The sequence below is a fragment of the Euryhalocaulis sp. genome, from assembly GCF_013911995.1.
GTDB lineage: Bacteria > Pseudomonadota > Alphaproteobacteria > Caulobacterales > Maricaulaceae > Euryhalocaulis > Euryhalocaulis caribicus.
This window is the reverse complement of record NZ_JACESD010000010.1, coordinates 12,423-35,957: the sequence shown is the minus strand read 5'-3', so window position 1 is coordinate 35,957 and position 23,535 is coordinate 12,423. Positions and strand designations below refer to the sequence as shown.

Annotated in this window: 22 protein-coding genes; 14 read left to right on the top strand and 8 right to left on the bottom strand. The window is 56.9% G+C overall.

Annotation, left to right across the window (positions count from 1 at the left end; translation table 11 throughout):
- Positions 1 to 76: 76 nt before the first annotated feature.
- The 3 genes from mobQ (at position 77) to H2040_RS04280 (ending at position 5,868) form a co-directional block, all read left to right on the top strand.
- Positions 77 to 1,591, top strand: coding sequence for a MobQ family relaxase (gene mobQ / locus H2040_RS04290; RefSeq protein ID WP_287154760.1), 1,515 nt, complete (start codon positions 77 to 79; stop codon positions 1,589 to 1,591).
- 572 nt (positions 1,592 to 2,163) lie between these two features.
- Entirely contained in the window at positions 2,164 to 4,035 is a 1,872-nt protein-coding gene (locus H2040_RS04285; RefSeq protein ID WP_287154758.1) for an ATP-dependent nuclease, read from the top strand.
- Between the two features lie 12 nt (positions 4,036 to 4,047).
- Positions 4,048 to 5,868, top strand: coding sequence for a UvrD-helicase domain-containing protein (locus H2040_RS04280; RefSeq protein WP_287154756.1), 1,821 nt, complete (start codon positions 4,048 to 4,050; stop codon positions 5,866 to 5,868).
- Between the two features lie 207 nt (positions 5,869 to 6,075).
- Here H2040_RS04280 and H2040_RS04275 read toward each other — a convergent pair whose 3' ends face one another.
- Positions 6,076 to 9,849 (bottom strand): anti-phage protein Upx-like protein, encoded by a 3,774-nt coding sequence (locus H2040_RS04275; RefSeq protein WP_287154754.1) that lies wholly within the window; start codon positions 9,847 to 9,849, stop codon positions 6,076 to 6,078.
- A 387-nt stretch (positions 9,850 to 10,236) separates the two neighbouring features.
- Between H2040_RS04275 and H2040_RS04270 the strand changes: the two genes are divergently transcribed.
- From H2040_RS04270 to H2040_RS04255, 4 genes are all read left to right on the top strand, one after another.
- Positions 10,237 to 11,538, top strand: coding sequence for an ATP-binding protein (locus tag H2040_RS04270; RefSeq protein WP_287154752.1), 1,302 nt, complete (start codon positions 10,237 to 10,239; stop codon positions 11,536 to 11,538).
- 1 nt (position 11,539) lies between these two features.
- The gene (locus H2040_RS04265) at positions 11,540 to 12,370 is read left to right on the top strand and encodes a hypothetical protein (protein ID WP_287154750.1); all 831 of its coding nucleotides are present in this window, start codon (positions 11,540 to 11,542) and stop codon (positions 12,368 to 12,370) included.
- A gap of 277 nt (positions 12,371 to 12,647) precedes the next feature.
- Positions 12,648 to 14,066, top strand: a complete 1,419-nt coding sequence (locus tag H2040_RS04260; protein ID WP_287154748.1) for an MFS transporter — start codon at positions 12,648 to 12,650, stop codon at positions 14,064 to 14,066.
- Positions 14,067 to 14,134: 68 nt separating this feature from the next.
- Positions 14,135 to 14,302, top strand: a complete 168-nt coding sequence (locus H2040_RS04255; RefSeq protein WP_022698746.1) for a DUF1328 family protein — start codon at positions 14,135 to 14,137, stop codon at positions 14,300 to 14,302.
- 79 nt (positions 14,303 to 14,381) lie between these two features.
- Here the strand turns inward: H2040_RS04255 and H2040_RS04250 are convergent, their stop codons facing one another.
- Positions 14,382 to 14,579, bottom strand: coding sequence for a CsbD family protein (locus tag H2040_RS04250; protein WP_022698747.1), 198 nt, complete (start codon positions 14,577 to 14,579; stop codon positions 14,382 to 14,384).
- A gap of 73 nt (positions 14,580 to 14,652) precedes the next feature.
- Positions 14,653 to 15,555 carry a LysR family transcriptional regulator gene (locus tag H2040_RS04245; RefSeq protein ID WP_287154744.1) on the bottom strand — a complete coding sequence of 301 codons (903 nt, stop codon included), beginning with the start codon at positions 15,553 to 15,555 and terminating at the stop codon, positions 14,653 to 14,655.
- A 92-nt stretch (positions 15,556 to 15,647) separates the two neighbouring features.
- On the opposite strand from H2040_RS04245, the gene H2040_RS04240 reads away from it, so the two are divergent.
- Positions 15,648 to 16,115, top strand: a complete 468-nt coding sequence (locus H2040_RS04240; RefSeq protein ID WP_022698749.1) for a tetratricopeptide repeat protein — start codon at positions 15,648 to 15,650, stop codon at positions 16,113 to 16,115.
- A gap of 5 nt (positions 16,116 to 16,120) precedes the next feature.
- Here the strand turns inward: H2040_RS04240 and H2040_RS04235 are convergent, their stop codons facing one another.
- The gene (locus H2040_RS04235; protein WP_022698750.1) at positions 16,121 to 17,845 is read right to left on the bottom strand and encodes a cation:proton antiporter domain-containing protein; all 1,725 of its coding nucleotides are present in this window, start codon (positions 17,843 to 17,845) and stop codon (positions 16,121 to 16,123) included.
- Positions 17,846 to 17,947: 102 nt separating this feature from the next.
- Here H2040_RS04235 and queF point away from each other — a divergent pair, with 102 nt between their 5' ends.
- From queF to H2040_RS04205, 6 genes are all read left to right on the top strand, one after another.
- Positions 17,948 to 18,412: a preQ(1) synthase gene (gene queF / locus H2040_RS04230; RefSeq protein ID WP_022698751.1), complete on the top strand. Its 465-nt coding sequence runs from the start codon at positions 17,948 to 17,950 to the stop codon at positions 18,410 to 18,412.
- Between the two features lie 5 nt (positions 18,413 to 18,417).
- A complete protein-coding gene (locus tag H2040_RS04225; protein ID WP_287154740.1) occupies positions 18,418 to 19,026 on the top strand; it encodes an NUDIX domain-containing protein in 609 nt (202 codons plus the stop codon).
- On the top strand, positions 19,023 to 19,823 hold the full coding sequence (cysE, locus tag H2040_RS04220) for a serine O-acetyltransferase (RefSeq protein ID WP_022698753.1): 801 nt from the start codon (positions 19,023 to 19,025) through the stop codon (positions 19,821 to 19,823). Before H2040_RS04225 ends, cysE begins: the two co-directional genes overlap by 4 nt.
- A gap of 87 nt (positions 19,824 to 19,910) precedes the next feature.
- Positions 19,911 to 20,144, top strand: coding sequence for a DUF3126 family protein (locus H2040_RS04215; protein WP_022698754.1), 234 nt, complete (start codon positions 19,911 to 19,913; stop codon positions 20,142 to 20,144).
- A gap of 174 nt (positions 20,145 to 20,318) precedes the next feature.
- Positions 20,319 to 20,936: a 30S ribosomal protein S4 gene (rpsD, locus tag H2040_RS04210; RefSeq protein WP_022698755.1), complete on the top strand. Its 618-nt coding sequence runs from the start codon at positions 20,319 to 20,321 to the stop codon at positions 20,934 to 20,936.
- A gap of 85 nt (positions 20,937 to 21,021) precedes the next feature.
- Positions 21,022 to 21,672 carry a CatB-related O-acetyltransferase gene (locus tag H2040_RS04205; protein WP_287154734.1) on the top strand — a complete coding sequence of 217 codons (651 nt, stop codon included), beginning with the start codon at positions 21,022 to 21,024 and terminating at the stop codon, positions 21,670 to 21,672.
- On the opposite strand, the gene H2040_RS04200 is transcribed toward H2040_RS04205, so the two are convergent.
- Genes H2040_RS04200 through H2040_RS04185 form a run of 4 tightly spaced genes read right to left on the bottom strand, consistent with a single transcriptional unit; the run spans position 21,669 to position 23,481 of the window.
- Positions 21,669 to 22,025 carry a DUF427 domain-containing protein gene (locus H2040_RS04200; RefSeq protein ID WP_287154732.1) on the bottom strand — a complete coding sequence of 119 codons (357 nt, stop codon included), beginning with the start codon at positions 22,023 to 22,025 and terminating at the stop codon, positions 21,669 to 21,671. The genes H2040_RS04205 and H2040_RS04200 overlap by 4 nt on opposite strands.
- A gap of 5 nt (positions 22,026 to 22,030) precedes the next feature.
- The gene (grxD, locus tag H2040_RS04195; protein ID WP_022698758.1) at positions 22,031 to 22,369 is read right to left on the bottom strand and encodes a Grx4 family monothiol glutaredoxin; all 339 of its coding nucleotides are present in this window, start codon (positions 22,367 to 22,369) and stop codon (positions 22,031 to 22,033) included.
- 39 nt (positions 22,370 to 22,408) lie between these two features.
- Entirely contained in the window at positions 22,409 to 23,254 is an 846-nt protein-coding gene (locus H2040_RS04190) for an aldo/keto reductase (RefSeq protein WP_287154728.1), read from the bottom strand.
- Positions 23,251 to 23,481 carry a BolA family protein gene (locus H2040_RS04185; protein WP_022698760.1) on the bottom strand — a complete coding sequence of 77 codons (231 nt, stop codon included), beginning with the start codon at positions 23,479 to 23,481 and terminating at the stop codon, positions 23,251 to 23,253. The genes H2040_RS04190 and H2040_RS04185 overlap by 4 nt, the downstream gene beginning before the upstream one ends.
- Positions 23,482 to 23,535 lie beyond the last annotated feature (54 nt).

Sequence of the window (23,535 nt, the reverse complement as noted above, 5' to 3'; positions counted from 1 at the left end):
GTCTCAGTCGCCGACAGGCTTTCTCGGGCTTTGCCAAGAAGTCGTCTTGGCACCGCCCGACCCATCAGGAGGAGTGATGGCGATCTATTCATTCCGGGCCAGTATCGTGAAGCGCGCCGAAGGGCGCAGCTCCGTTGCGGCCGCCGCCTACCGAGCAGGCGAAGCACTGGTGGATGAGCGCACGGGCGTGACCCATGACTACAGCCGCAAACACGGCGTGTTTCACGCCGAGATACGGGCCCCGGAACAGGCTCCTGATTGGGTCTTCGACCGCGAGGCTTTGTGGAACGCGGTCGAAGCCTGCGAGACGCGGAAGAACTCTCAGCTCGCGAGGGAATTCACGCTCGCCCTGCCACACGAATTGTCCGACGAAGAGCGCCGGGGTTTGGTTACACAATTCGTGGATGAAGAGTGCGTCTCTAAGGGCATGGTGGCGGATATCGCCATTCATTTGCCAGACCGCGATGGCGATCAACGCAATCATCATGCCCATATTCTCCTGACGCTTCGAGAGATCACGCCGGAGGGCTTCACGCGAAAAGCCCGTGAATGGAATGATCGAAGCGGGCTTGATCATTGGCGTGAGGCGTGGGCTGAGACAATCAATCAAGCCTTGGAACGCGCCGGCAGGCCCGAGCGCGTCGATCATCGCACGCTGGACGCTCAGGGCGAGGACCGGGAGCCCACGATCCACGAAGGTAAGGACGCCACCGCCATGAAGCGTGAGGGCGAAATGCCGGATGTCTGTCAGGAGAATGAGAGTAAGCGGCTCAGGAACGACGAACGGGAGCAGGCAGAAATCGCCGCCGCCAAAGAAAGCCAGTCTGAGCGAAGCGTCAGGCTGCATAAAAAACCCGCGCCCGATCGGATGGAGCGCCTGCGATCGGCGATCACGGAATTGCGCAAACAGGACGCCGGCAATACCGATCTCAATTTGATCCGGGCGCAGACGGCCGAGATCCAGCGGCGTCTCTATCGCTATCAGGCGCGGACCCAATATCTTCGTGAGCTGAATCAGGTCGTCAAAGGGGGCTTTGAGAGCGTTTACCGCGACGGGGAGTCAGCCCGTCAGCGCTATAAGGCGCTTGGCCAACAAGACGGCTTCAATCCCAACAAAGCGGCGCGGCGCGTGAAAAACGCCCCGGAAAAGTTCGGTCGCCTGAAAGGCTGGTCGCTCGGCTTCCTCTATCGCTCACGTGCCCGCCGCGAGGCGCTCGCCACCTTGCCAATCTTGATGGAAAAGGCCGCGAAGGCGGAATATGTGCGGGCCAAGCTAACCAGAGAGGCCGATCAGATCGAGAAGGACCGTGCGCAGGCTGCGCAGCTGCGCACACTCACGGCCACGTTGAAAGAGAAAGGGTGCTCTGACCGCTTACCGATCCTACGACGCATCCAAAAGCGCGCGCGGGGCCTTACCGATAAAGAATGGGCTTCCCTCAAACCGTCCGACAAGCACCTCATCGGCGAAGCGCGACGAATGATGAAGAGCGCCCCGTGCCGTGACCATGCCGATCAGCTCCTCGCGGCATCAAAGGCCAAAGAGCGTGTTCGCGCTCGTCTCATCAACAATGATAACAGTCGGGAGAGATGATCAGTCAAGAAAGGAAACTAGGCCATTCGACAGCACCCGCACGGAGATCAACTCTCCAGTCTTGCCGAGGAACTATGGACAACATTTATAGAAGGAAATGGTGATCTTTATAACCGAAGAGCATTCTCGAATTTTAGGCAAAAGGTAGAAGCGCTAAACCCCAGTCGCGACTACCGTACAAGACTAGGTCACATCGAACGTGCTGTCAGTGTTCTAGCTTGGGGAGGGAAGGGAATGTCAAAAAGGGAGGCTAAGCGAGTCTTCGAACGCGACATTCCTCGTATGAAAACAAGCGCACATTGGCCGTCTTCTGAAAGTGGGGTTCGTTAAAAATAAAATAGTGTTCATCACTAAAGCAGAATATTTTAGACGAAGGTGGTATATTAGGAGTACACAAAAAATATAGAATATTATTAGAGTCAACAATTTACTGAATAGAATTGCCTATACATGGTATTATATTCAGTGATAAGCTCTCTTTATAATCGGCCATCGCTTGGGTGGAGAGGCGCTTTCAGCTAGCGAGAATACAGTCGTTGTGTCCCTCAACGTCCTTAGCAAGGGAGGTGATAATGCGCATCGCAGAAATAAGTATCGAAAATTTTCGAGGAATACGAACGGCCACCCTTAGGCTCCCGCAGCATGGTGTTCTAATCGGCGACAATAACACGGGAAAAACAACCGTGCTCGAAGCAATTGACCTTGCTTTAGGTCCTGACCGTCTCAATCGTTTTCCGCCTATTGATGAACATGATTTCTTTGAGGGGCGTTATCTCCCTAATTCAATTGAAGACATTGGGGCAGATGATGAGGAAATCGTCTTTCCTAGTGGTGATGTTGAAGCCCCGCCTATTGACGAGGAAGCAACTGAAAAAGATGCCGAAACTGAAGAGAGCCCGACCATCCGAATTGATGTAACGGTCGTCGATCTAAATGAAGAACAGAAGGCTCACTTTGGGGATGTTATCGAGTTCTGGGATAATGACGAGGGTAAATTTTATAACCAACCGGATCCTGCAGGCGTAGACCCTGAGCATATATCTGAGGCTATTCGAGTAACTTTTCTTGGCAGCTACGAACCAGAGGATGACGACTTCGAAGGGGAGACTTTCTTCACGCGCAGCCTAACAGAAGGCGATAGCGCTCAAAAGTTCAGAAAATCTGACAAACAACGATGTGGGTTTCTATACCTGCGTTCAGTTCGAACCGGCTCGCGTGCCCTCAGCCTCGAACGTGGCAGTTTGCTCGATATCATTCTGCGTTTGAAAGAGCTGCGTCCTCAAATGTGGGAGGCCACTCTTTCGCATCTTGCAGAGTATGATGTAGCTGGCGATCCAGCTCTTGGTATTACCGGGGTTCTTGAAAGCATCAATGCATCCCTTAAGAAATACGTTCCCAAAGAGTGGGGCCTTCACCCTCATTTGAAAGTATCCAATCTCACCCGGCAACACCTGCGAAAAGTCATCACCGCTTTCATTGCCACCGGGAAGGGCGATCACGCTGCCCCATTTTATCGGCAGGGTACGGGAACGCTGAATATGCTTGTGCTTGCGATGCTCTCTCAGATCGCTGAGGACAAGCAGAATGTGATCTTTGCTATGGAGGAGCCTGAAACGGCGATCCCACCCTATGCGCAGAAACGCATTGTCCATGAGGTGCGTGAGCTTTCAGCTCAATCGCTCTTTACTTCGCACTCCCCGTATGTGCTCGAAGAATTCCAGACTGACGAGACTCTCGTGCTTCGTCGAGAGGCGGACGGCGATCTCAGTCAAACTGATATTACTTTGCCGAAAAGCGTAAAACTGAAGAGGTATCGCCAAGAGTTTCGCACACGCTTCTGTGAGGGGCTGCTTGCTCGTCGCATATTGGTTGCCGAGGGCGCGACGGAGACTCAGTCATTTCCCATTATCTGCCGGCGATTGGCCGAGCTTGACCCGAAGAATTTTTCCTCACTCGAATCCCTTGGCGTATGCATCGTCGATGCTGGATCTGATTCACAGATAGCCGACCTTGCCAAGCTTTATACGAGTCTTGGTAAGCGGGTCTTCGCTCTATGTGACAAACAAGATGAAACTGCGAAAGCGGCCATCGATGCTGAGGTCGAAGTTTTATTCATGCACGAAGAGCACGGCTTTGAAGACTTGGTTCTAAAGAATACAACCGCTGACGCTCTCAAACGCTATGCTGCAGCTGTGTCATGGCCTCAACACCTCCAGCAGAAGCACCCGAATCCTGAGGGCAACATTCAAGCCGCAATGGCAGATTTATTCCTATGGGGGAAAGCAAACTGGATCGCTGCTGACTTTTTCAGTCAATGCTCTGCAGAAGAGATTCCAGAATGGCTTCAGCAAAAGGCCGCAGAATTGAAAGAACTCTGTGAGGAGCCTGTTTCTGATGGCGACACCATTGAAAATAACGATGAAGATATAGAATCACTTATGTAGCGGCTGCGGATAATGATGGAGCTGACTGATAAACAGCGCGAGATTCTAGCAGCGGATGGCCACCTTCTGGTTACCGGTGGACCCGGCTCAGGCAAAACCACAATCTCTATCTTGAAGGCGGCACAAGCTGTCGAGGAATCCTTATGTCCTGAGCAGCAGGTGCTGTTTCTCAGTTTTGCTCGGGCCACTGTTTCCCGTGTTGTCGAAGCCATTCAATATGAGCATCAACTCCCAGCTGAGCAGCGCCAACGGATCGAGGTTGAAACCTATCACTCTTTCTTTTGGCGTATAATCAAGACTCATGGCTATCTATTAGGCTTACCGCGTCGCCTGACACTTCTTCCTCCGCCGGCCGAGGCGATCGCTCTTTCCTCCATACGAAATGAAATGGGTCCTGACACGAAGCTCGATGATAACGAGATCTTCGAGAAACGACGGCGCGAGCGTGTTGAACAAGAGAAGCTAGCAAAAGAGGAAGGTCGTTTATGTTTTGACCTTTTTGCTTCTTATGCAGGGGCCATCCTTCATGCTAGCGATCGGATATGCCGGCTGGTGGCCAACATGTTTCCAGTCATCGTGCTTGACGAATTTCAAGATACGAATGCTGACCAATGGAATGTCGTTCAAGCATTGGGGCGTTATAGCCGATTAGTCGTATTGGCAGACCCGGAACAACGTATCTATGATTTTCAAGGAGCCGATCCAGAGCGATTGGATCATTTTCGTGATGCGTTCGATCTAACTGAAATTGACTTGAGCGATGATAATCATCGAAGCGCTGGAACCGAGATAGCGCTGTTCGGTAACGATATACTTCGCGGTGAATTTTCGCAGGAAAAATATATTGGCATCTACCGGCAAGGTTATCCGCCGAACGGTGACCAAGCTTTCACTACGCTTGCCACACAAGTCTACAAAGCGCGAGAACGTCTGGTTAAGACTGGAAAGAATGATTGGTCGGTAGCCATTCTCGTTCCAACAAAACTTATGACTCGTCTAGTAGCCGACAAGCTCCGTGAACCACCCGCCGGAATGACCCCTATTCCGCACTCCGCAGTTGTCGAGCTCGAAGGGGCCATTCTCGGGGCAGAGCTAATCGCATTTCTGATGCAGCCATCATCAGACAGTCAGGATCTTGCCCGATTTATTAAGCTGCTTTGTAACTATTTTGAGGGCAGAGGCGGAGGCAAGCCAACTAAGGGTGACCTCGACACAGCGCAAAAATTACGTGATGCGTATTCCGAATATGTGAAGCGCCTTGCGCAGGGGAAAGCGATCCGGGGCAATAGTATTCTGGTCAATACATTTGCCACTTATGATCAGGCTCGAAACTTAGGTTTGAAGGGCGATCCCGATGCGGATTGGCGCGCAATTCGCGCCTTACTTGAGAAAGGAAGCTGTACTCGTCTTCAGAAACTCGCTGAAGAAGTCAGAAATTTGAGATTGCTGGATCGGGGGACACAGCTCCGACAGGGGTTAGCGGAGAATTGGAGGACATATGGAGCCTACATCAACGCTTTAACTATCGTTCAACAGGCTTTTGTTCAGGAGCACTTCGCCACGAGTCATAAGCCTGAGACTGGAGTCATTGTAATGAATATGCATAAGGCGAAGGGGAAACAGTTCGATGAGGTAATCATTTTTGAAGGGTGGCCTCGAATTAAGAATAGACAAATTGTCGCTAATCTCGACCGCATCCTTCGTGGCAATGACAATCAGTATGATGACGATCAAGCGCGTCAAAATTTTAGGGTGAGTGTTACGCGCGGGAAATCGAGAGTCACGATTTTGACCCCTAAAAATGATCCTTGCCTGTTGTTGCTACATAAATGATGCGGCCCATTTCTCGTCTCTATGATGGGTGTCAATCTCGTAGCAACAGTTACACATTTTCTAACACATAATTCATATATCATAAGAAATATCTATTTACAGCAGTAAGTCATATATCAAAAAATATTAATAAAAATCATTAAAAATGGTTGGCTCATTGTAGAAGATGTAAGTGCTCCATAAAAAATACAAATTTCATTGAATTACTCATCTGGACTCTGGATTGAAATAGTCAGCGATTTCATCGAAACTAATAACTGTCCCATCATCACCAACCTTAAGCAGAGAGCTGTCCAAGGGTTGGGGGGCGCTTACGATCATTAAGCCCTTTACCGATGGAGCCTCTGGCAGTTTGAACCGTTTTTGAAGCGCCTCAGATCGTGCTTGCAGATAGGTCACGCGGTTTAGATGCTTCAACATATTATCGGCTTTTCCCGGCTTCTTCTCCTTACCGAGATAATCTGATAGCCGTCTCGAAGTTTCCGCTAGCGTTCTGCAGAGTTTAAGGTCTTTGGCTTCAATGACCCATACAGTGTTATTGGCTCGATCAATGGCAAGAACATCTACATCGCCCAGCTTCTTTAACTCAGCCGTCGATTGCTCGTTCAAGCACCATGGAATGGTTTTAGAAGAGTGAGCTTCAAGGCCCAATTCTTCGAGCTTTGAGGCAATTTGTTTGTCAAATTCCTTGCCGGTTTCGTCGCCTCGTTTGCTCGCGAAACGCTTCATCGCGTCACTCTGCCACAAATCATCTTGAACATCCCCGCTGTAGGCACTCCTGATGATAAAATGGGCGCTGCGCTCGATGACCGCCGGACAGATCACTAAGCGGGTTACATCATCATCAGAAATTTGAATGATTGGCCTAGAAATAGGCGAATAGCGACGGCCCAGCCTAGCCAGTTCAATGTCAGACTCTTTCCATTCACGCGGTAATTCATTCCAGCTTTCACGCTGTGGCATCGTCAGACGATCGACATAAGACTCAATATCATTTCGTGAGAGGTCCGAGAGGGACTGGATTTGATCGATGAAATCGGACCTTGTGATAACGAACACACCTTTACGAGTTTGAGCGGCGAGCTCAGCGCTGTATTGTGCAAAATCGAGCATAAAACCAACATCAATTCCAAACTCCGCAGTGATGGCCTTGATAAAGTCATCTCTGAGTTCATCTGAGTTGGTCTTTTGAGCGAACCGCCGATCATAGTCGTCCTCGGCTTTTTGCCGCTTGAGGCGATGCAGGCGTTCTCCGGTTGAACGCAGAGTTTTCTCCTCGAATTGATGATCGAACAAAAGCTCGCCGGTGGGAGAAATTTGTAGATCGCTTTCGACCTGCCCCAGTTTGTAAGCAAACCACAAATCGCCGATTTCAAAGACCATTAGTGAGAGCGCTTGCAGCTCCTCCAGATCCATTTGACCGACAGCACGCTTCTCGACCTTCCCGCCTTCTGTGTTGGCGATTTCGGCAATGATCGAACTTGCTCTGATCACGCCATAAGTGTGAGAGAGCTGGCGCATACTCATTTCATGATCGATCTCATCACCATGAATTGCGCGCATAGCGCTAGCCGTAGCCGTCCAATGACGAATTTCTCCCTCCGCTGATTGGAGGGATTTAAGTGCCGAGACGATCAGGGATTGCTTATCGTAATATCGAATAAATTCGATCAAGCCCTGTAGGAGAGCCTCTTTATAATCATCCAAAAATTCGAGAATTTCACCTCGATCTGTGAGCATGGAACCGGCCTCACGAGATCGGATCGACCACACCGATCCTGATTGAATTTTTGCGCCGGCGGAATCAGGAATCTTAGAAAAGTGTTCGATCAATCCGTGAGCCGCTAGATACTCGAGAGAGGTTTGGGTTTCAAAAACATGCCGCCATCGATAAAAATTTGAGCCGGCGGCTTGTAGAGCGACAGCGTGAAAATCTGTGGCCTCCGAAACAGGTTTTTCCGAAAGAGAATCTGCGCTCTCCAAAACTCTGGCTGCAATCTCAATTTCCGCAGAGTTATCGGGTGCTCTCAAAAATTGATGCCATGATGATTTGATTGCCAAATCAACCTGTCGCTCTTCTCTATTGATATCGACCGAAATCGTATCTTGCAGAGCCGTGTCATCGGTTACGAACTCACCCTCAACCGAGATTGAAAAGAGGATCGGGCTATTACCTTTGGACAATGTTTCCTGAAACTTAGGGAGCAGGCGTGTGCCCCACATCATAAGGGCTTCCCATGTTCTGAAAGCGAGTTCCCTATCTCCGCCAGCGGCTTCGTCCGTTATGGTGAACCACCAAACATCATCTCCATGACTCACCGCACCCAGCAACTGGCCGTCTTCGATCGTGTCGGTCGTAACAAAGGCAAGCTTATGGTCGTCAGTTTCCGTTTGCCTTCTGAATCTCTGGACGATCTTGTACGAACCCCAAGGCGTGGGTAGTGCGTGCCGGCTTTGTGCGTCTAAGGCCGCACGCCGTGTTTCAAGCAAAAGATTGGTGTCAAAGTTGATCATGAAAGGCGGACGCAAATCTTTTTGATCTGGCGGCACCAATTTGTATTCCGTGGCTTGCCACCACTGAAACAAGTTCAAAACCCCATTGGCGAAGTGGAGCTGAAAACCTTGATTGGTGACAGTGGAATGTTGCTCGATCAGTCGAGCAACATCATTCCAACCGCAATCGCCAGAGCATCCGATTACGGCGGCATCGAAAATTGGAATGGGGATAAGCGGCCACAGATCGGAAGCAGGCCGATTGGCCTCTATTGAGGCGCCACGCCCCCAGCCGCCAGGGAGCCACAATCTCAGCCCATGAACAAATCCGGATCTTTGCTGAGCGAATTCAGACGCTTTTTTTTCGGAGCTCGCGAAATATTCCATTACCTCTTTTGAATACTCAATCGTGGAACCGAACGACGCATTCGGCCACTGATCGAAGCCATCCATTGACTGGATGATGTGAACCCAACGTCCTTTTGAGTATTCCAGTAAACATTCTCGAATGAGCAGTCCGCCAATTTCTTTCACCGGAGAGGGCGGAATGTTGATGAATCCGCTAGCGTTAAGTGCCTGCCGAGCTTCCTCCAGCATGAGGTAATGGAGATTGTCCGATACCCCTCCTTCGATGGCGGTTTCGATCAAATGGCTGCGTATGGCGGTGCTGATGTTGGTCGGAGAAAGAATGGCGATGCCATTTTTTCTCGCTGTTAAAGGAAAGCACTCAAGGAGGGTGTTGCCCGGACGCTTTGCCAAGAGGCTCCCACTGGCATCCGGTGGAAGCAAAAATGGCCTCAATTTTTCCGCTTCAATGCCGAGAGCTTCCAGTTCCTCGAAGGTAAAGATCAGACGTCTGCGCAGAGATTTTAGCTTGGTTTCTGACGGTAACTTCAGTGCTCCATACTGGCTTGAACCATTTATGTTCGCCGTCAGATTTGCCCTCTGTATGAGCGCTTCACTGAGCGTAAGTAGCGCATAAATCGAGTCTAACGCGTCTTTCTTCTGAGGCGCGTCAGCGAGTTGCTCGAAAGCGGACATTACCAATTCTGTCTTGCGCCCGGCCGTCTCCCAGACACCGGGCAACAATCGAAAATTGCCACGGTTTGTGGGCAGGTTTTCAACGAAGACGCTTTCAGGCGGATCTTCTAATCGGGTTACGCCAGTATCTTCGGCGAACTGGTTCAATATGCGATTCAAATCGCGCTTTTTGGGGGTTTTCTTTCCGGCCGATAGCGCAAGAGCCCACCTAATCGCCCAATCAAGGCGGATTTCATTGCCTTGATAATCTGGCTCGGTCATGAGCCCGGCGATCGTCAAGCTAAGCTTTATCGGATCGAATTTAGCCAAAGTGACCCGAATTTGCTCATGATCGGCTAATGAGGCTGCCGGCGTTGATGGTGGCTTCATTGCCTCCCAGAAGGCTTCGAACTGCTCTTCAGTTAGTGGATGGCCTTGAGCATCTTGATGGTTCTCATGATCATTCATAATCAACAGTGTTTACGATATGTTCTCATGAGTCAAAACAAAAAAATAGAAACATAAGCCCAATAATTACATCAACTTAGGATGGCTCATGCCATCTATGTTTCATCACGCACCCCATACCAACGGCTGTTGTCCACGCTATATCCTATCTCTGTGTGCCAAAGGTCCCGTCGCCAAGGTGCGGGAGCGACCTTTCCGTTCAATACCCGATATCTCAATAATCAAATTTATAATTTCCCGGCTCGCTAATATGCAATTTCCCGGAATTTAAATTTGCAATTTCCCGGAATTTAAATTTGCAATTTCCCGGCTTTTAAATATATAATTTCCCGGATGGAAAATTATAAAATTCCTCAATAATTCATATTTTACGATTTAAGGCCCCAAATGCCGAATTCCTTTAAACGATGGCAAAAAAGACGAATTGATAAGGCTCTAACGGATCGCCGGGTAGTTCTCCTGAATGGTGCCCGTCAGTGTGGAAAAACCACGCTTGCACGATCCCTGGAGGAGGATGGCGTCACATATCGAACGCTTGATGACGAAACGCTTCGTCGCGCTGCTAGAAACGATCCGGCTGCTTTTGTGACTCATGAGGGTCGCACCCTCATTATCGACGAAATTCAGCACGTTCCTGAATTGCTCTCGGCTATTAAAATGATCGTCGATGAAGATACGCGGCCGGGGCAATATCTTTTGACGGGGTCCGCAAACCTAAACGCTATTCCAAGCGCCAAAGAATCACTGGCCGGCCGAATCGCGAAAGTGCGCTTACGTCCCTTAGCTATGGGGGAGATCGAGGGAGCAGAACCGGATTTTTTGAGTCACGCTTTAAACGGAAGCCTGAAAAATGACCGAAGCAAGCTAAGCCGGTCCGAATTGTTCGAACTGGCGTTTCGTGGCGGTTATCCGGAAGTCCTCACATTGAGTCCGGAAAGTCGGGAAGACTGGCATAAGGACTATGTTGAGGCGCTGCTGGATCGGGATCTTCGGGAAATCCGAAAAATCCATAATGTCCAATCAATGCGCGAGCTTGTGACGGTGCTCGCCGCATGGTCCTCGAAATTTCTCGATATCGCGAAGATCAACGACAAGCTTTCAATTAAGCGTCCGACCGTCGAGGCGTATATCAATGCCCTCGAAGCGCTGTTTTTGGTTGACCGTCTTCCGGCATGGACAAAAACGGATTACCAGCGTGTGGGCAAAGCCGATAAATTATTCATGTCCGATAGCGGCCTTATGGCCGCTATATTGGATTGGCGATTGGATCAGGTGGAACTTGATCCGGATCGATCTGGAAAACTGATAGAGACCTTTGCCTTCACACAGATTGCGGCCATGGTCGATAATGATCGGGATCTAAGCCTGTCTCACTACCGTGATTGGGAACAGCGCGAGATCGACTTCCTAGTCGAGCGCAAATCTGACGGTGCGATGCTTGGAATTGAGGTCAAAGCCTCGTCCACGATCGGCAAAGGTGATTTCAAACATCTGGCGTGGTTTCGGGACAATTTAGCAAAGGACCGGTCTTTTCAGGGAATCGTCCTTTATTCGGGACAGGAGCTGCTCTCTTTCGGTGATCGTCTCACAGCCGTGCCCTTTAATGTCATGTGGTCGGTAAAAACGAGTTCAAATTTTCAAGATCAAGAAAGCCCCCGAGAACAACCCCTTCAAAAGGAAGATCGTTAGATTGAGCAGTTTGACAGAAATCGAAAAACGATACCTCGAAAAGGTGCTTGAAATGGGCGGTGGATGGGTCTTGGACTATTCAGACGCAACTTATGCCGCTCTCTTTGAGCGTTTCGGTATTGATATTCATGGTAGCCGTTTTCAGAAATATGGAACCTCCAAAGCGAAGAAAATGCGAGCATTTTGGGAGCTCGAGAACGATCAAATCGTCGGACAGGTCCTAGATGAAATCTTGGATACTCTCGCCGTCGAGGGTGAACTCAATGATCGGGAATATGATCAATCGGTCTGGAATAAATCCAAAGAGATAGCGGCTCGGTTGCGGGGCGTGCGCGCACGGTCTGAACCGGCAACCACGATCGATAAATTTCTAGATCAAGAATTTGCGACGCCGAACCTCGATAAATTACCATTGGAAGGGGCAGTGGTAACGATAATCGAGACGCGAATTGAAGAGGCAAGGCGGAGTCTGAAAGGGGGCGCTTATCTGGCTACGATTTTCTTGTGTGGAAGCGTCCTTGAGGCCGTCCTGCTAGGGGCGGCCAGATCCGATCCAGAACAATTCAATCGCTCCAATGCCTGTCCTCGCTCAGAGGATGGCAAGCCCAAACCCTTTCAAAATTGGAAGCTCGCTGAGCTGATTGATGTTGCCTGTGCTGTTGGCGTCTTGAAGCCCGATATCCAAAAATTTGGGCACGGTCTCCGCGATTTCCGTAATTATATTCATCCATACGAACAAATGCTTTCGGGATTCACCCCAGACGAGCATACAGCGAAAGTGTCTATGCAGGTCCTTAAAGCGGCGTTGGCAAGCGTGGCGGGAGAAAGGTGACTGATCCAGCTTGGATCAAGGAATGGACGTATATAGCCTAACTCATGCTAATTTGTGTGAAAGGTGTTGGACGTTTGAGACTCATTTTTGTGAGTTCAAAGGGACAAAATTTACACAGATTAGTTACACACTATCGCTGATTTAAAAGGAAAATATATCTAAATCAGATAGATAGGCATTAACTGTGTAGGACTTAAAATCCCTCGGCCGAATGGCCTTGCGGGTTCGATCCCCGCCGTCCGCACCACATATCTGAAGCGACGCCGGGGAGCCGCCAATGTCCGGACCCTACCGCCAGCCCTGCGATGAAGGCGTGCTGCGCACGTCCGGCGATTGTGAGGGCTCGGCCCGGCGCAAACGCTATCTGATCCTGACAGCCTGCGTTCTGGGCTCCGCCCTGGTCTTCATTGACGGATCGGTGGTGGCCGTGGCCCTGCCGGTGATGCGGGCGCAGCTTCCGGCCGATGTCGTCCAGACCCAGTGGATCGTGAACATCTACATGCTGATGCTGGCGGCTTTTACCCTTCTGGGCGGGGCCGGGGCGGACCGGTTCGGACGCAAGCGCGCCTTCCTGGCGGGCGTGGCCGGGTTCGCCGCCGCCTCGATATTCTGCGGCCTTGCCCCCAGCGCCAATACGCTGATTGCGGCCCGCGCGCTGCAGGGACTGGCCGGCGCTGTGCTGGCCCCGGCCAGTCTGGCGCTGATCGCGGCGACTTTCCCGAAGGCAGAGCGTGGCGCGGCGATAGGGGTATGGGCGGGCGCCTCCGCCCTGACCACCGCGCTCGGCCCGGTGCTGGGCGGCTGGATCGTCGATGTGCTCAGCTGGCGCTATATTTTCTATCTCAATATTCCCATCGCGCTCGCCGCGCTGGCGGCGGGCGCGGTTTTCAGCGGCGAAAGCCGGGACGAGGCGGCGCGCCGTCTGGACTGGCAGGGCGCGGCGCTGGCCGTTCTGGCGCTGGGCGCGCTGGCCTTCTCGCTGACCCGGCTGGGGGAGCGGAGTATCGGCGATCTCCGGGCTTGGGCGGCCCTGGCGCTTTCACTGATCCTCGCCGCCGCCTTCCTGATGCGGGAGAAGAATGCCCCCAGTCCGATGATGTCGCTGGGGATTTTCTCGTCCTTGCAGTTCTCTGCCCTGAACGCCCTGACACTTTGCCTCTATGCGGCGCTGTCGTCTGCGTTCCTTTTATTGCCTTTTGAACTGACAGAAGCGCGGGGTCTGAGCGCGGCCGCCGTGGGCGCGGTCTTTCTGCCCTTCACCTTGCCGATGGGATTTCTGTCGTCGGTGTCTGGCGCATTGCAAGATCGCGTCGGCGCGCGGCTGTTGCTGGTCGCCGGTCCCGTACTGGCGGCGCTTGGGTTCGCCTTGCTGGCTGCGGGCCGCGACTGGCCGCTCTGGGCCGGAGTGCTGGCGCCGATGGGCGTGACGGGGTTCGGGTTCGCGCTGTTCGTCGCGCCTCTGACCGATGGCGTCATACGCGCCGCGCCGGAACGGCATGAGGGGCTGGCCTCCGGCGTCAATAACGCCGCCAGCCGCATCGCCGGGATGATCGGCGTGGCGCTGGCGGGCGCGCTGGCCGCCGCCCTTGGCGGGTTCACCGGCGCCTATCCCTGGATCATGGCGGGCGCCGCCGCGCTCACGCTGGTTGGCGCTGGCTTTGGCTGGGCGGGCGCCGGCGCGCGGCAAGGAAAATAAAAAATCTTCGGAACCGGTTTGGACGGTCAACCGTTCACTTTTCCGGAATTAAACTGGAGGACTCCATCATGCTCCGTTGGGCGCTAATCTTCTTCATCATTGCGATCATCGCCGCCGTGTTCGGTTTTGGCGGCATCGCGGGCGGCGCGGCTCAGATCGCCGTCATCCTGTTCTGGATCTTCGTGATCCTGTTCGTGCTGAGCATTCTGGCCGGACTTGTCAGGGGCCGACGCTGACGCCCCGGCTGATACAGCCAGACAATGAAAAGGCGCCGCAAACGCGGCGCCTTTTTTTATGCGTGATACAGGGAAGGGATCAGGCCTTGCGAAGCCAGGTGTCGACTTCCTCGCGCGCGGCCTCGCGATCCTTGCCGTAGCGTTCCTGGATCTTGCCGATCAGCTGTTCGCGCCGGCCTTCAACCCAGTCCAGATCGTCATCGGTCAGCTTGCCCCACTGGGCCTGCGCCGAGCCTTTGAGTTGTTTCCACTTTCCTTGAAGTTCGTCGGTATTCATGTCCGTCTTCCTTGTTGCCTGGCGGGCGGAAAATAGAACGAAATCCCCCGGCCGCCGTTCCCGCCAACGCTGCTCAAGCCTCGCCGCGCTCCAGATAGGCGGCGTCCCGCGCCAGAACCTCGACAAGGAAATCGAACAGGGCGCGCAGACGGGCGCTGGTGCGCAATTCCCGATGCGTGACCAGCCACAGATCCAGCGCCATGGCGGAGGTGTCGGGCAACAGGCGCGTCAGGTCTTCCCGGTTCGCCGCCCAGCGGTGGGACAGCACGCCGACGCCGAATCCGGCCACCACGGCCGACATGTGGGCGGCGGGGCTGTTGGTGTGGAAGGTGATCCGGCCCGGCGCGACGGGCTGGCCGCCGATTTCCGGAGGCCATATCACGCCGGTCCCGAAATTGGCCCAGACCGTGTCGTGACTGGCCAGGTCGTCCAGCGTACCGGGCTCGCCGCGCCGCTCCACATAGGATGTCGCGGCGTAGAACCCAAAGCCGACGCGCGCCGCGCGGCGGGCCAGCGTGGTCGCCTGTTCGCCGGGGCCGCCAAATCGCAGGGCGATATCGGCCTCCCGCCGCACCAGATTGGCCGTGCGCGCCTCCACCGTCACATGCGTGATGATGTCGGGATAGCGCTCATGGAATTCTCCCAGAACCCGGGGCAGCCATTCCGTGCCGATACCCTCGCCAACCGACAGCGTGATGTCGCCGGTCAGGCCGGTGCTCTGGCCCTCCGCGGCGGTTTCGGCGCTGAACCATTCGCGCTCCATGACGCGGGCGTGCTCCAGCACCGCCTCGCCGCTATCCGTCAGGGTCAGGCCGCGCGGCCCGCGTGAGAACAGGGTGGCGCCAAACCGCGCCTCCAGCGCCTCGACCCGCCGGCCCACGGTGGGCTGACTCATCTTCAGCTTGCGGCCCGCCGCGGACAGGCTGCCCGCGTCGGCAACCGCCAGGAAGATACGGACATCATCCCAATTATTCATAATTGTATATCAACTAGCCAAAAACTAACATTCTCATTCAATAATAGACGATCCATCTCTGGAGCGCCAACAGCGATCAGGAGAATGCGATCATGTCTGGAATTATCGAAACCGCCGCGGCCGCTCTGGCCCTGTCTTTCGCCGGATCGGTCGGCGCCGATCATTTTGAAGTGAAGACGTTTGGCCCGTCTCTTGTTCAGGTCGGCGCGCGCGCCGCGCTGGACGGCGATTATGACAAGGCGGAACGCTTCACGCGCCGCGCGCTGGAAGAACCCGTCAGCTACAAGTCGAAGGCCATCGCCTGGGCCAATCTGTGCGCCATCGCCGCCCGGCAGGGCGATATGGCGGGCGCCGAGGCGGCCTGCGACGCCGCCCTGCAGGAAAACCCGGCCAGCGATATCGCCCGCCGCAACCGCGCGGCCCTGCGTTACCAGCAAGGCGAATACGCGCTGGCGCAGCGGGATCTTGATATCCTGTTCGAGGACGGCGCGGACGCCGGGGCCGAAAGATTGCGGGCCGCGGTGAACAGCGCCCGGACACAGCTGGCGACAGCGCGCTAGACGCGTCAGGCGGCTTCCGCCTCAGCACGGCCGGCGGGGGCGTCCGCGTCCCCGCCGCTCTGCTTTTCACGCACATCGGCCAGCCATGCGGCGATCGTCTCATTGTCCACCTGGATGGCGCGCAGCATGTCCACCACCAGCTCCACCCCCTTGGGTTTTCCCTTCACGATCACGGCGTGAATGCCCAGCGCGGCGTGACGCTCCTGATCATGGCGGGTCTCCACGGCCACGAAACGCTCCAGATCGGGATATTGCTGCTTCAGGAAGGGCGTCAGCTCCTCCGACAGCTCGAACCGCGGACGGGAAATGACCAGCGCGCAGGCGTTCGTCATGCCGATTGTCTCCATCAGGCGCATGTCGGCGGCGTCCCCGAACGTGACGTGATAGCCGTCGGCGATGGCGGAGATGAACGCGTCCGGATCGATTTCCATGGCCAGATGATCCCGCTTTGCGAAGGTCAGCGCATCGACGGCCAGCCGCCCGGTCTGGTTCATGCCGAACACCACGACGGGCCGCGCGTCGGGCGAGGCGGAGGCGGGCGCTTCTTCCCCCGGCTTGCGGCGCGCCTCGACGATCTTGCGGGCCAGCTTCATGCCGGTTTGCGACCACACCGGCGTCACCGCCAGCGTCAGCGCCACCACGGCGATCAGCACGCCCGCCATATCGCCTTCCAGCGCGCCCGCCACCGCCGGCATGGCGATGATGACAAGCGCGAATTCGGAGGACTGGGAGAGCAGAAAGCCCAGCTGCGTCGCCCCCGGCGCGGTCCAGCGATTGGCCAGCGCCGCCCCGATGATCAGCGCGGTCTTGAGCGCCAGCACGAACAGCGCGCCGCCAATGATCCAGGGCAGGTAGCCGAACAGCACGTTCAGCTCCACCGCCATACCGGCATTGATGAAGAACAGGCCCAGCAGAAGGTTGCGGAACGGTTTGGCCTCGGTCTGGATGACGTGGCGATAGGGGGTGTCGGCCACGATCATCCCGGCCAGGAACGCCCCCAGCGTCAGCGACAGGTGCAGCGCCCCGGTGGACCATGCCGCGGCCACGACCAGCAGCAGGGCGAAGGCGGTGAACACCTCGTCATTGCGGGTGCGGGCGAGGGCCTTGAACACCGGGGTGATGACCAGCCGCCCCAGCGTCAGCGCCACTACGAAGGCCGCCGCGCCCTTCAACGCCGCCATGCCGGCGTCCGCCGCCACGCTGTGCTCGCCGTCCCCGGCCAGCGACGCGACGAAGACCAGCAGGAAGATCGCCACGATGTCCTGGAAAATCAGCACCGCCGTTCCGCTGCGCCCCAGCGGGCAGGTCTGCAAATTCCGCTCGGCCAGCACGCGCGCCACAACGGCGGTGGAGGACAGCGCCAGCGCCCCGCCCACGGCGATCGCGATGGGCCAGTCCAGTCCGGCGAACCGGGCAAGGGCGATAAAGGCCGCCCCGCACAGGGCCATCTGCGCGGGGGCCAGGCCCAGCATGTCCGCCTTGCGCTCCACCAGGTCGCGCGCCGAAAAATGCAGCCCGATATCGAACAGCAGGAACACCACGCCCAGCTCCGCCAGGAAGGCCGTTGTCTCGTTATCCTCCAGCACGCCCAGCGCGCCGGGACCCAGCAGCACCCCGGCGGCGAGGAATCCGACAATGGGGGAAATGCGCAGCGGCCGGGCGATCAGGATCGCCCCCACGCCGGCGGCCAGAAAGATCAGGGCGGGCAACAGAAAATCGGCGCCGTGCATGGGCGGCTCCCTTAAAAGCGCGGGACGTTGCGCCCAATATAGGGACAAAACGCGCAAGCGCGATTGTATTCCCGCGCGCCTCCGGTTTAGGACACGCCTATTATGACAGACGAACGCTATTCAGGCCTGGAACAGCTGGGCTCCACGTCGGACGCCCCGGCTTCCCCGGATGAGGCGGTGCTGGAGCGGGTGGAGAACCCCGCCACTGACGCCCCTTACGTCATCCGTTTCACGGCCCCCGAATTCACCTCCATCTGCCCGGTGACCGGGCAGCCGGACTTTGCCCATATCGTGATCGATTACGTGCCGAAGGACTGGATCGTCGAATCCAAGAGCCTGAAACTGTTCCTGACCAGTTTCCGTAATCACGGCGCCTTTCACGAGGCCTGCACCATGACCATCGCTCGGCGCCTGATTGACCGGCTGGACCCGGTCTGGCTGCGCATTGGCGGCTACTGGTATCCGCGCGGCGGCATTCCGATCGACATCTTCTTCCAGACGGGCGAGGCGCCGAAAGGCGTCTGGGTCCCCGATCAGGGCGTGGCGCCGTATCGCGGCCGGGGGTAGGGGGCGTGAGCCGGAAAAACCCCTGGACCCGCCTGAAACGCCGCATCGTCTATGAGAACCCGTGGATCCGGGTGTTCGAGGACGACGTGATCACGCCGGGCGGCACGCCCAGCATCTATGGCCTGCTGTCGGCGCGGCACACCGCCATCGGAGTCCTGCCCATAGAGGCGGACGGGACGATCTGGCTGGTCGGCCAGTGGCGCTATGCGCTGGACCGCTTCAGCTGGGAATGCCCGGAAGGCGGCGGGCGTCTGGACGCCGACCCGCTGGACGAGGCCAGGCGAGAGCTGCTGGAGGAAACCGGGCTGGAGGCGGAAAACTGGGACGAGATGATCCGCTTCCATCTTTCCAACTCCACCTCTGACGAACTGTCCATTTGCTATATCGCGACAGGCTTGAAGCGCGTGGCCGAGCCGGACCCGGAGGACGCCGAAGCGGACATGGAAATCGACCGTGTTCCTTTCATGGAGGCTCTCAATCGCGTGCTGTCGGGCGAAATAACTGACTCGTTGACGGTGGCGATGCTGCTGCGGGCGCACCATATGGCCGTGACGGGCGAAATCGGCGCGCCGCTGGCCCGTGCTATGCTTGGCGAGCAAGGGACGAAGCCATGACAGAACTTCACGCGGTATCGACGGACGCCAGCCACGAATCCCCGTGGCCGACGCTGAGGCTGGAAGCCGCCGCAGCGGCGGCGGAGGAGCCGGTGCTGTCCGGCTTCATGAACGCCTCGGTTCTCAACCACAGGACGCTGGGCGCGGCGCTGGCCTATACGCTGGCGCGCAAGCTGGGCGACGGGGATCTGAACGCCCTGCAGGCCCGCACCGTGTTCGAGGAGGCGCTGGCCGCCGATTCCGGCATCGCGGAAGCCGCCACCGAAGACCTGCTGGCCGTTTATGAGCGCGACCCGGCCTGCCGCACCTATCTTCAGCCCTTTCTCTACTACAAGGGCTATCACGCGCTTCAGTCCTATCGCGTCGCCCACTGGCTGTGGGGCGAGGGGCGGGAGACGATGGCCTTGCACATCCAGTCCATTGTCTCGGAGACATTCGGCGTGGACGCCCACCCCGCCGCGACCATCGGCAAGGGCGTGATGATCGACCATGCGACCTCGGTTGTAATCGGCGAAACGGCGCAGGTCGGCGATGGCTGCTCCCTGCTGCACGAGGTGACGCTGGGCGGCACCGGCGCGCGCGGCATCGACCGCCACCCCAAGCTTGGCAAGGGCGTGCTGGTCGGCGCGGGCGCCAAGGTGCTAGGCCCCATCAATATCGGGGACGAGGCGCGCATTGCCGCCAACTCCGTCGTGCTAAAGGACGTGCCCGCCCGCTGCACCGTCGCCGGCGTTCCGGCCAAGGCCGTGGGCCGCTGTGGCGACCGCCCGGCGGAGAGCATGGATCACAGCCTTTAAAGCGGCGATCCGGTGGACGGAAGGGCGCGCGCTCTATAGTTAGAGCGGCAATTCAAACCATTCATACTCAATGCGAAGGGAGCCGCCGTGCCGACTGTCAGAGACGACGAAATCCGCCGCCTGGAAGCCTATCTCCAGACCAAGCTCAATCCGAACCTGGACGTGCGCAAGCGCTCCCAGACGGACGACTCGCTGGAAGTCTACAAGGGCGATGAATTCCTCGGGATTATCTTCAAGGACGACGAAGACCCGAAAGACATCTCCTATAATTTCGACATGGCGATCCTGGAGATCGACCTGCCGAAAATGGGCGAGGCCTGAGCGGCCCGCCGCACTTACAGCCCTGTCATTGACTTGCCAGGGCTGACGCGGCATATGCCGCGCTTCCCGCAAACGCGCGGGATACATTGAAAAGCAACGGGTGACGTGAGCGCCGCCGTTTCAATCGCAGGGCCCATGGGGGGCGCTGCCGGACCACGTCTTTGTGAGGAATACATGTCGAAGCGCGAATCCGCGAAGTACAAGATTGACCGCCGCATGGGCGAAAACATCTGGGGCCGTCCGAAGTCCCCGGTGAACAAGCGCCAGTACGGCCCGGGCGAGCACGGCCAGCGCCGCAAGTCCAAACTGTCCGATTTCGGCCTGCAGCTGCGCGCCAAGCAGAAGCTGAAAGGCTATTACGGCAACATCACCGAGAAGCAGTTCCGCAACACCTACAAGGAAGCGTCCCGCCAGAAAGGCAACGCCGCGGAAAACCTGATCGGCCTGCTGGAATCCCGCCTCGACGCGCTGGTCTATCGCGCCAAGTTCGTGCCGACCGTCTTCGCCGCGCGCCAGTTCGTGAACCACGGCCACGTGACCGTGAACGGCAAGAAGGCCAAGACGCCGTCCATGCGCCTGCGCGCCGGCGACGTCATTCAGATCCGCGAGAAGTCCCGCAACATGGCCCTGGTGCTGGAAGCCCTGGAAAGCCAGGAGCGCGACATCCCCGATTATATCGAGGTCGAAGCCAAGGGCATGACCGCCACCTATATCCGTCAGCCGGAATTTGCGGACGTGCCGTATCCGGTCCAGATGGAGCCGAACCTGGTTATCGAATTCTACTCCTCGTAAAACGCGGGGAATTTCGAAAAACGGATCAGGGGGCGCTCTCCAAAGCGCCCCCTTTTCTCTGTCAACTTATGGTATGACGCGCCTCATGACCGGCCCTGATCCGAATAACCCGCAACCGCTGCCGGACCATCCGCGCGTCTGTTTCCTGAAGCCGGTTGTCAAAAATCCGCTGATCGAGATCGGCGACTACACCTATTATGACGACCCGGTCTCGCCCGAGACGTTCGAGGACAAGTGCGTCCATTACCACTATGATTTCATCGGCGATAAGCTGGTGATCGGTAAGTTCTGCGCCATCGCGGCGGGCGTCAGCTTCATCATGAACGGGGCCAACCATCCGATGGCCGGCTTCTCAACCTTCCCGTTCGAGATTTTCGATCATGGCTGGGAAGACTTCGCCAAAGACGCCGACCCCAAGGAAGGTTTCCGGGGCGATACGGTCATCGGCCATGATGTCTGGATCGGCCGCGACGCCTCCTTCATGCCGGGCGTGGAGGTCGGGCATGGCGCGATTATAGCCGCCAAGAGCGTCGTCGCCTCCGACGTGCCGCCCTTCGGCGTCGTCGCCGGTAATCCGGCGCGCCTGATCCGCATGCGTTTCGACGATCACATCATCGATGATCTGCTGGATATCGCTTGGTGGGACTGGCCGCTGGAGACCATCAGCGCGCATCTTAAAGAAATCCGCGGCGCCGACATGGCGGCGCTGAAGAAGGCCGCGCCGAAGCGGGGCTAGTGCTCGGTCATGTCCAGTTTGGACGGATAGACCGCCAGATGATCCTTGATCTCTGACACGCCGTCCCTGGGGTTCTCATAGGACCAGACGGCATTCTCGATCAGACCGTCCGGCGTGCGGACGTGATAATGCGTGGCGTCGCCCTTATAGGGGCAATGCGTGACGTGATCCGACTTTTCCAGAAGCGCCATCGCGGCGGCGTCGCGGGCGAAATAGAAGACCGGTTTATAACCCGCTTCTTTCAGCACCAGAACGACATTGGCCCCGATAATCGTCCGCCCGCCGGCTTCGACCGTCACCCGGCGGGGTTCGGTCTCAATCGTGATCGGATGGTCGCCGGCGGATTTGCTCATGGCTGTCAGGCCGCCTCTTCCAGAACGCCCTTGTCGGCGAGATAGGTTTTCAGCTCGCCCTGTTCGAACATCTCGCGGACGATGTCGGCGCCGCCGACAAACTCGCCCTTCACATAGAGCTGCGGAATGGTCGGCCAGTCGGTGAACGCTTTCACGCCCTCGCGGATTTCCTGACGCTCCAGCACGTTCACGCCCTGATATTTCACGCCCAGATAATCCAGAACCTGCGCGACGACAGAGGAAAACCCGCATTGCGGGAAGGTCGGAGTGCCCTTCATGAACACAACAACATCGTTGGATTCCACGATGGACTTGATTTCGTCGAGGACGGCCTGGTCGGTCATAATCGGTTACTCGCTTCGCGTTGGGCGTTGGTCAAACAGCTAGGAAGGCGATTGGTTCAAATCAAGCGTCCTGGCAGCGTCGGCGTTAGCCTCCAGATGCTTCAGGCGGGTGGTGGAGAATAGCGCACAATCGCATGCGCCGCTCGCCACGGCGTATTTCAGGCACTCATCGGGCTTCAGATAGCTGCGCATCCGCCTGTCGCCGCGCGCCCATTTGGCCAGAACGCGCAAATCGGCGGGCCGGGTGGGAATGCGCGGCCCGCCCATGGAGGGCGAAAATATCTCGATCCCGAACAGCCCCAGCCCGGCATCCCGCGCCGCGCTGATCCGCTTCGCCTCGGGCGGGGTCAGGCGCACATGCACCGGGGCCATCAGAAGGTCGAACGCCCTGGTGTCCAGCGCGGCATAGATCTCGTCGCCGCGCCCGCACATGCCCAGATAGCGATACTTGCCCTCTGCCTTCATGTCGGACAGCGCCGTCATCAGGCCGTCCGTCATCTGGTCCGCGCTCGGCCCGTGCAGGAAGAACGCATCCACCGCGCCCACGCCCAGCCGCGCCAGGGAGGCCTCCAGAGAGGCGCGCACGCCCTCCGCAGAGAAGTCTTTCTTCCATGTGCCGCCCTCGCGATACGTGCCGGCCTTGGTGCTGAGAAACAGCGTATCCCGGTCCAGTTCCTCTATCGCCCGGCCCAGCCGCGTCTCGGCCTCGCCCGCGCCATAAAAGGGGGCGGTGTCGAACGCGGTGACGCCCAGCGCGGCCGCGCGCCGGATCAGTTTTTCCGTATGGCCGGCGCGCGTCCATGCCGCGGCGTGCGGGCCGGATATTCCAAGGCCCAGAACCGGGATTTCAGCGCCGGTCGCGCCCAGGGGGCGGCGCGGGATCAAGGCGCGCTGGTTTCCAGCGCCAGGGCGTGCAGCTCCCCGCCCATCTTGCCCTTCAGGGCGGCATAGACGGTCTGGTGCTGTTTAACGCGCGTCATGCCGGCGAAGTCCGCGGAGACCACTTTCGCCTTGTAGTGGTCGCCATCCCCGGCAAGGTCGGTAATCTCGATCTCGGCGCCGGGAAACGCCTCGCGCAGCATCGATTCCAGCTGGTCGGCGGGAAGGGCCATGACTTAAGTCTCCTCGTTGAACTCGCGTGGCGGGCCGCGCCGCCTTGCGCTAGA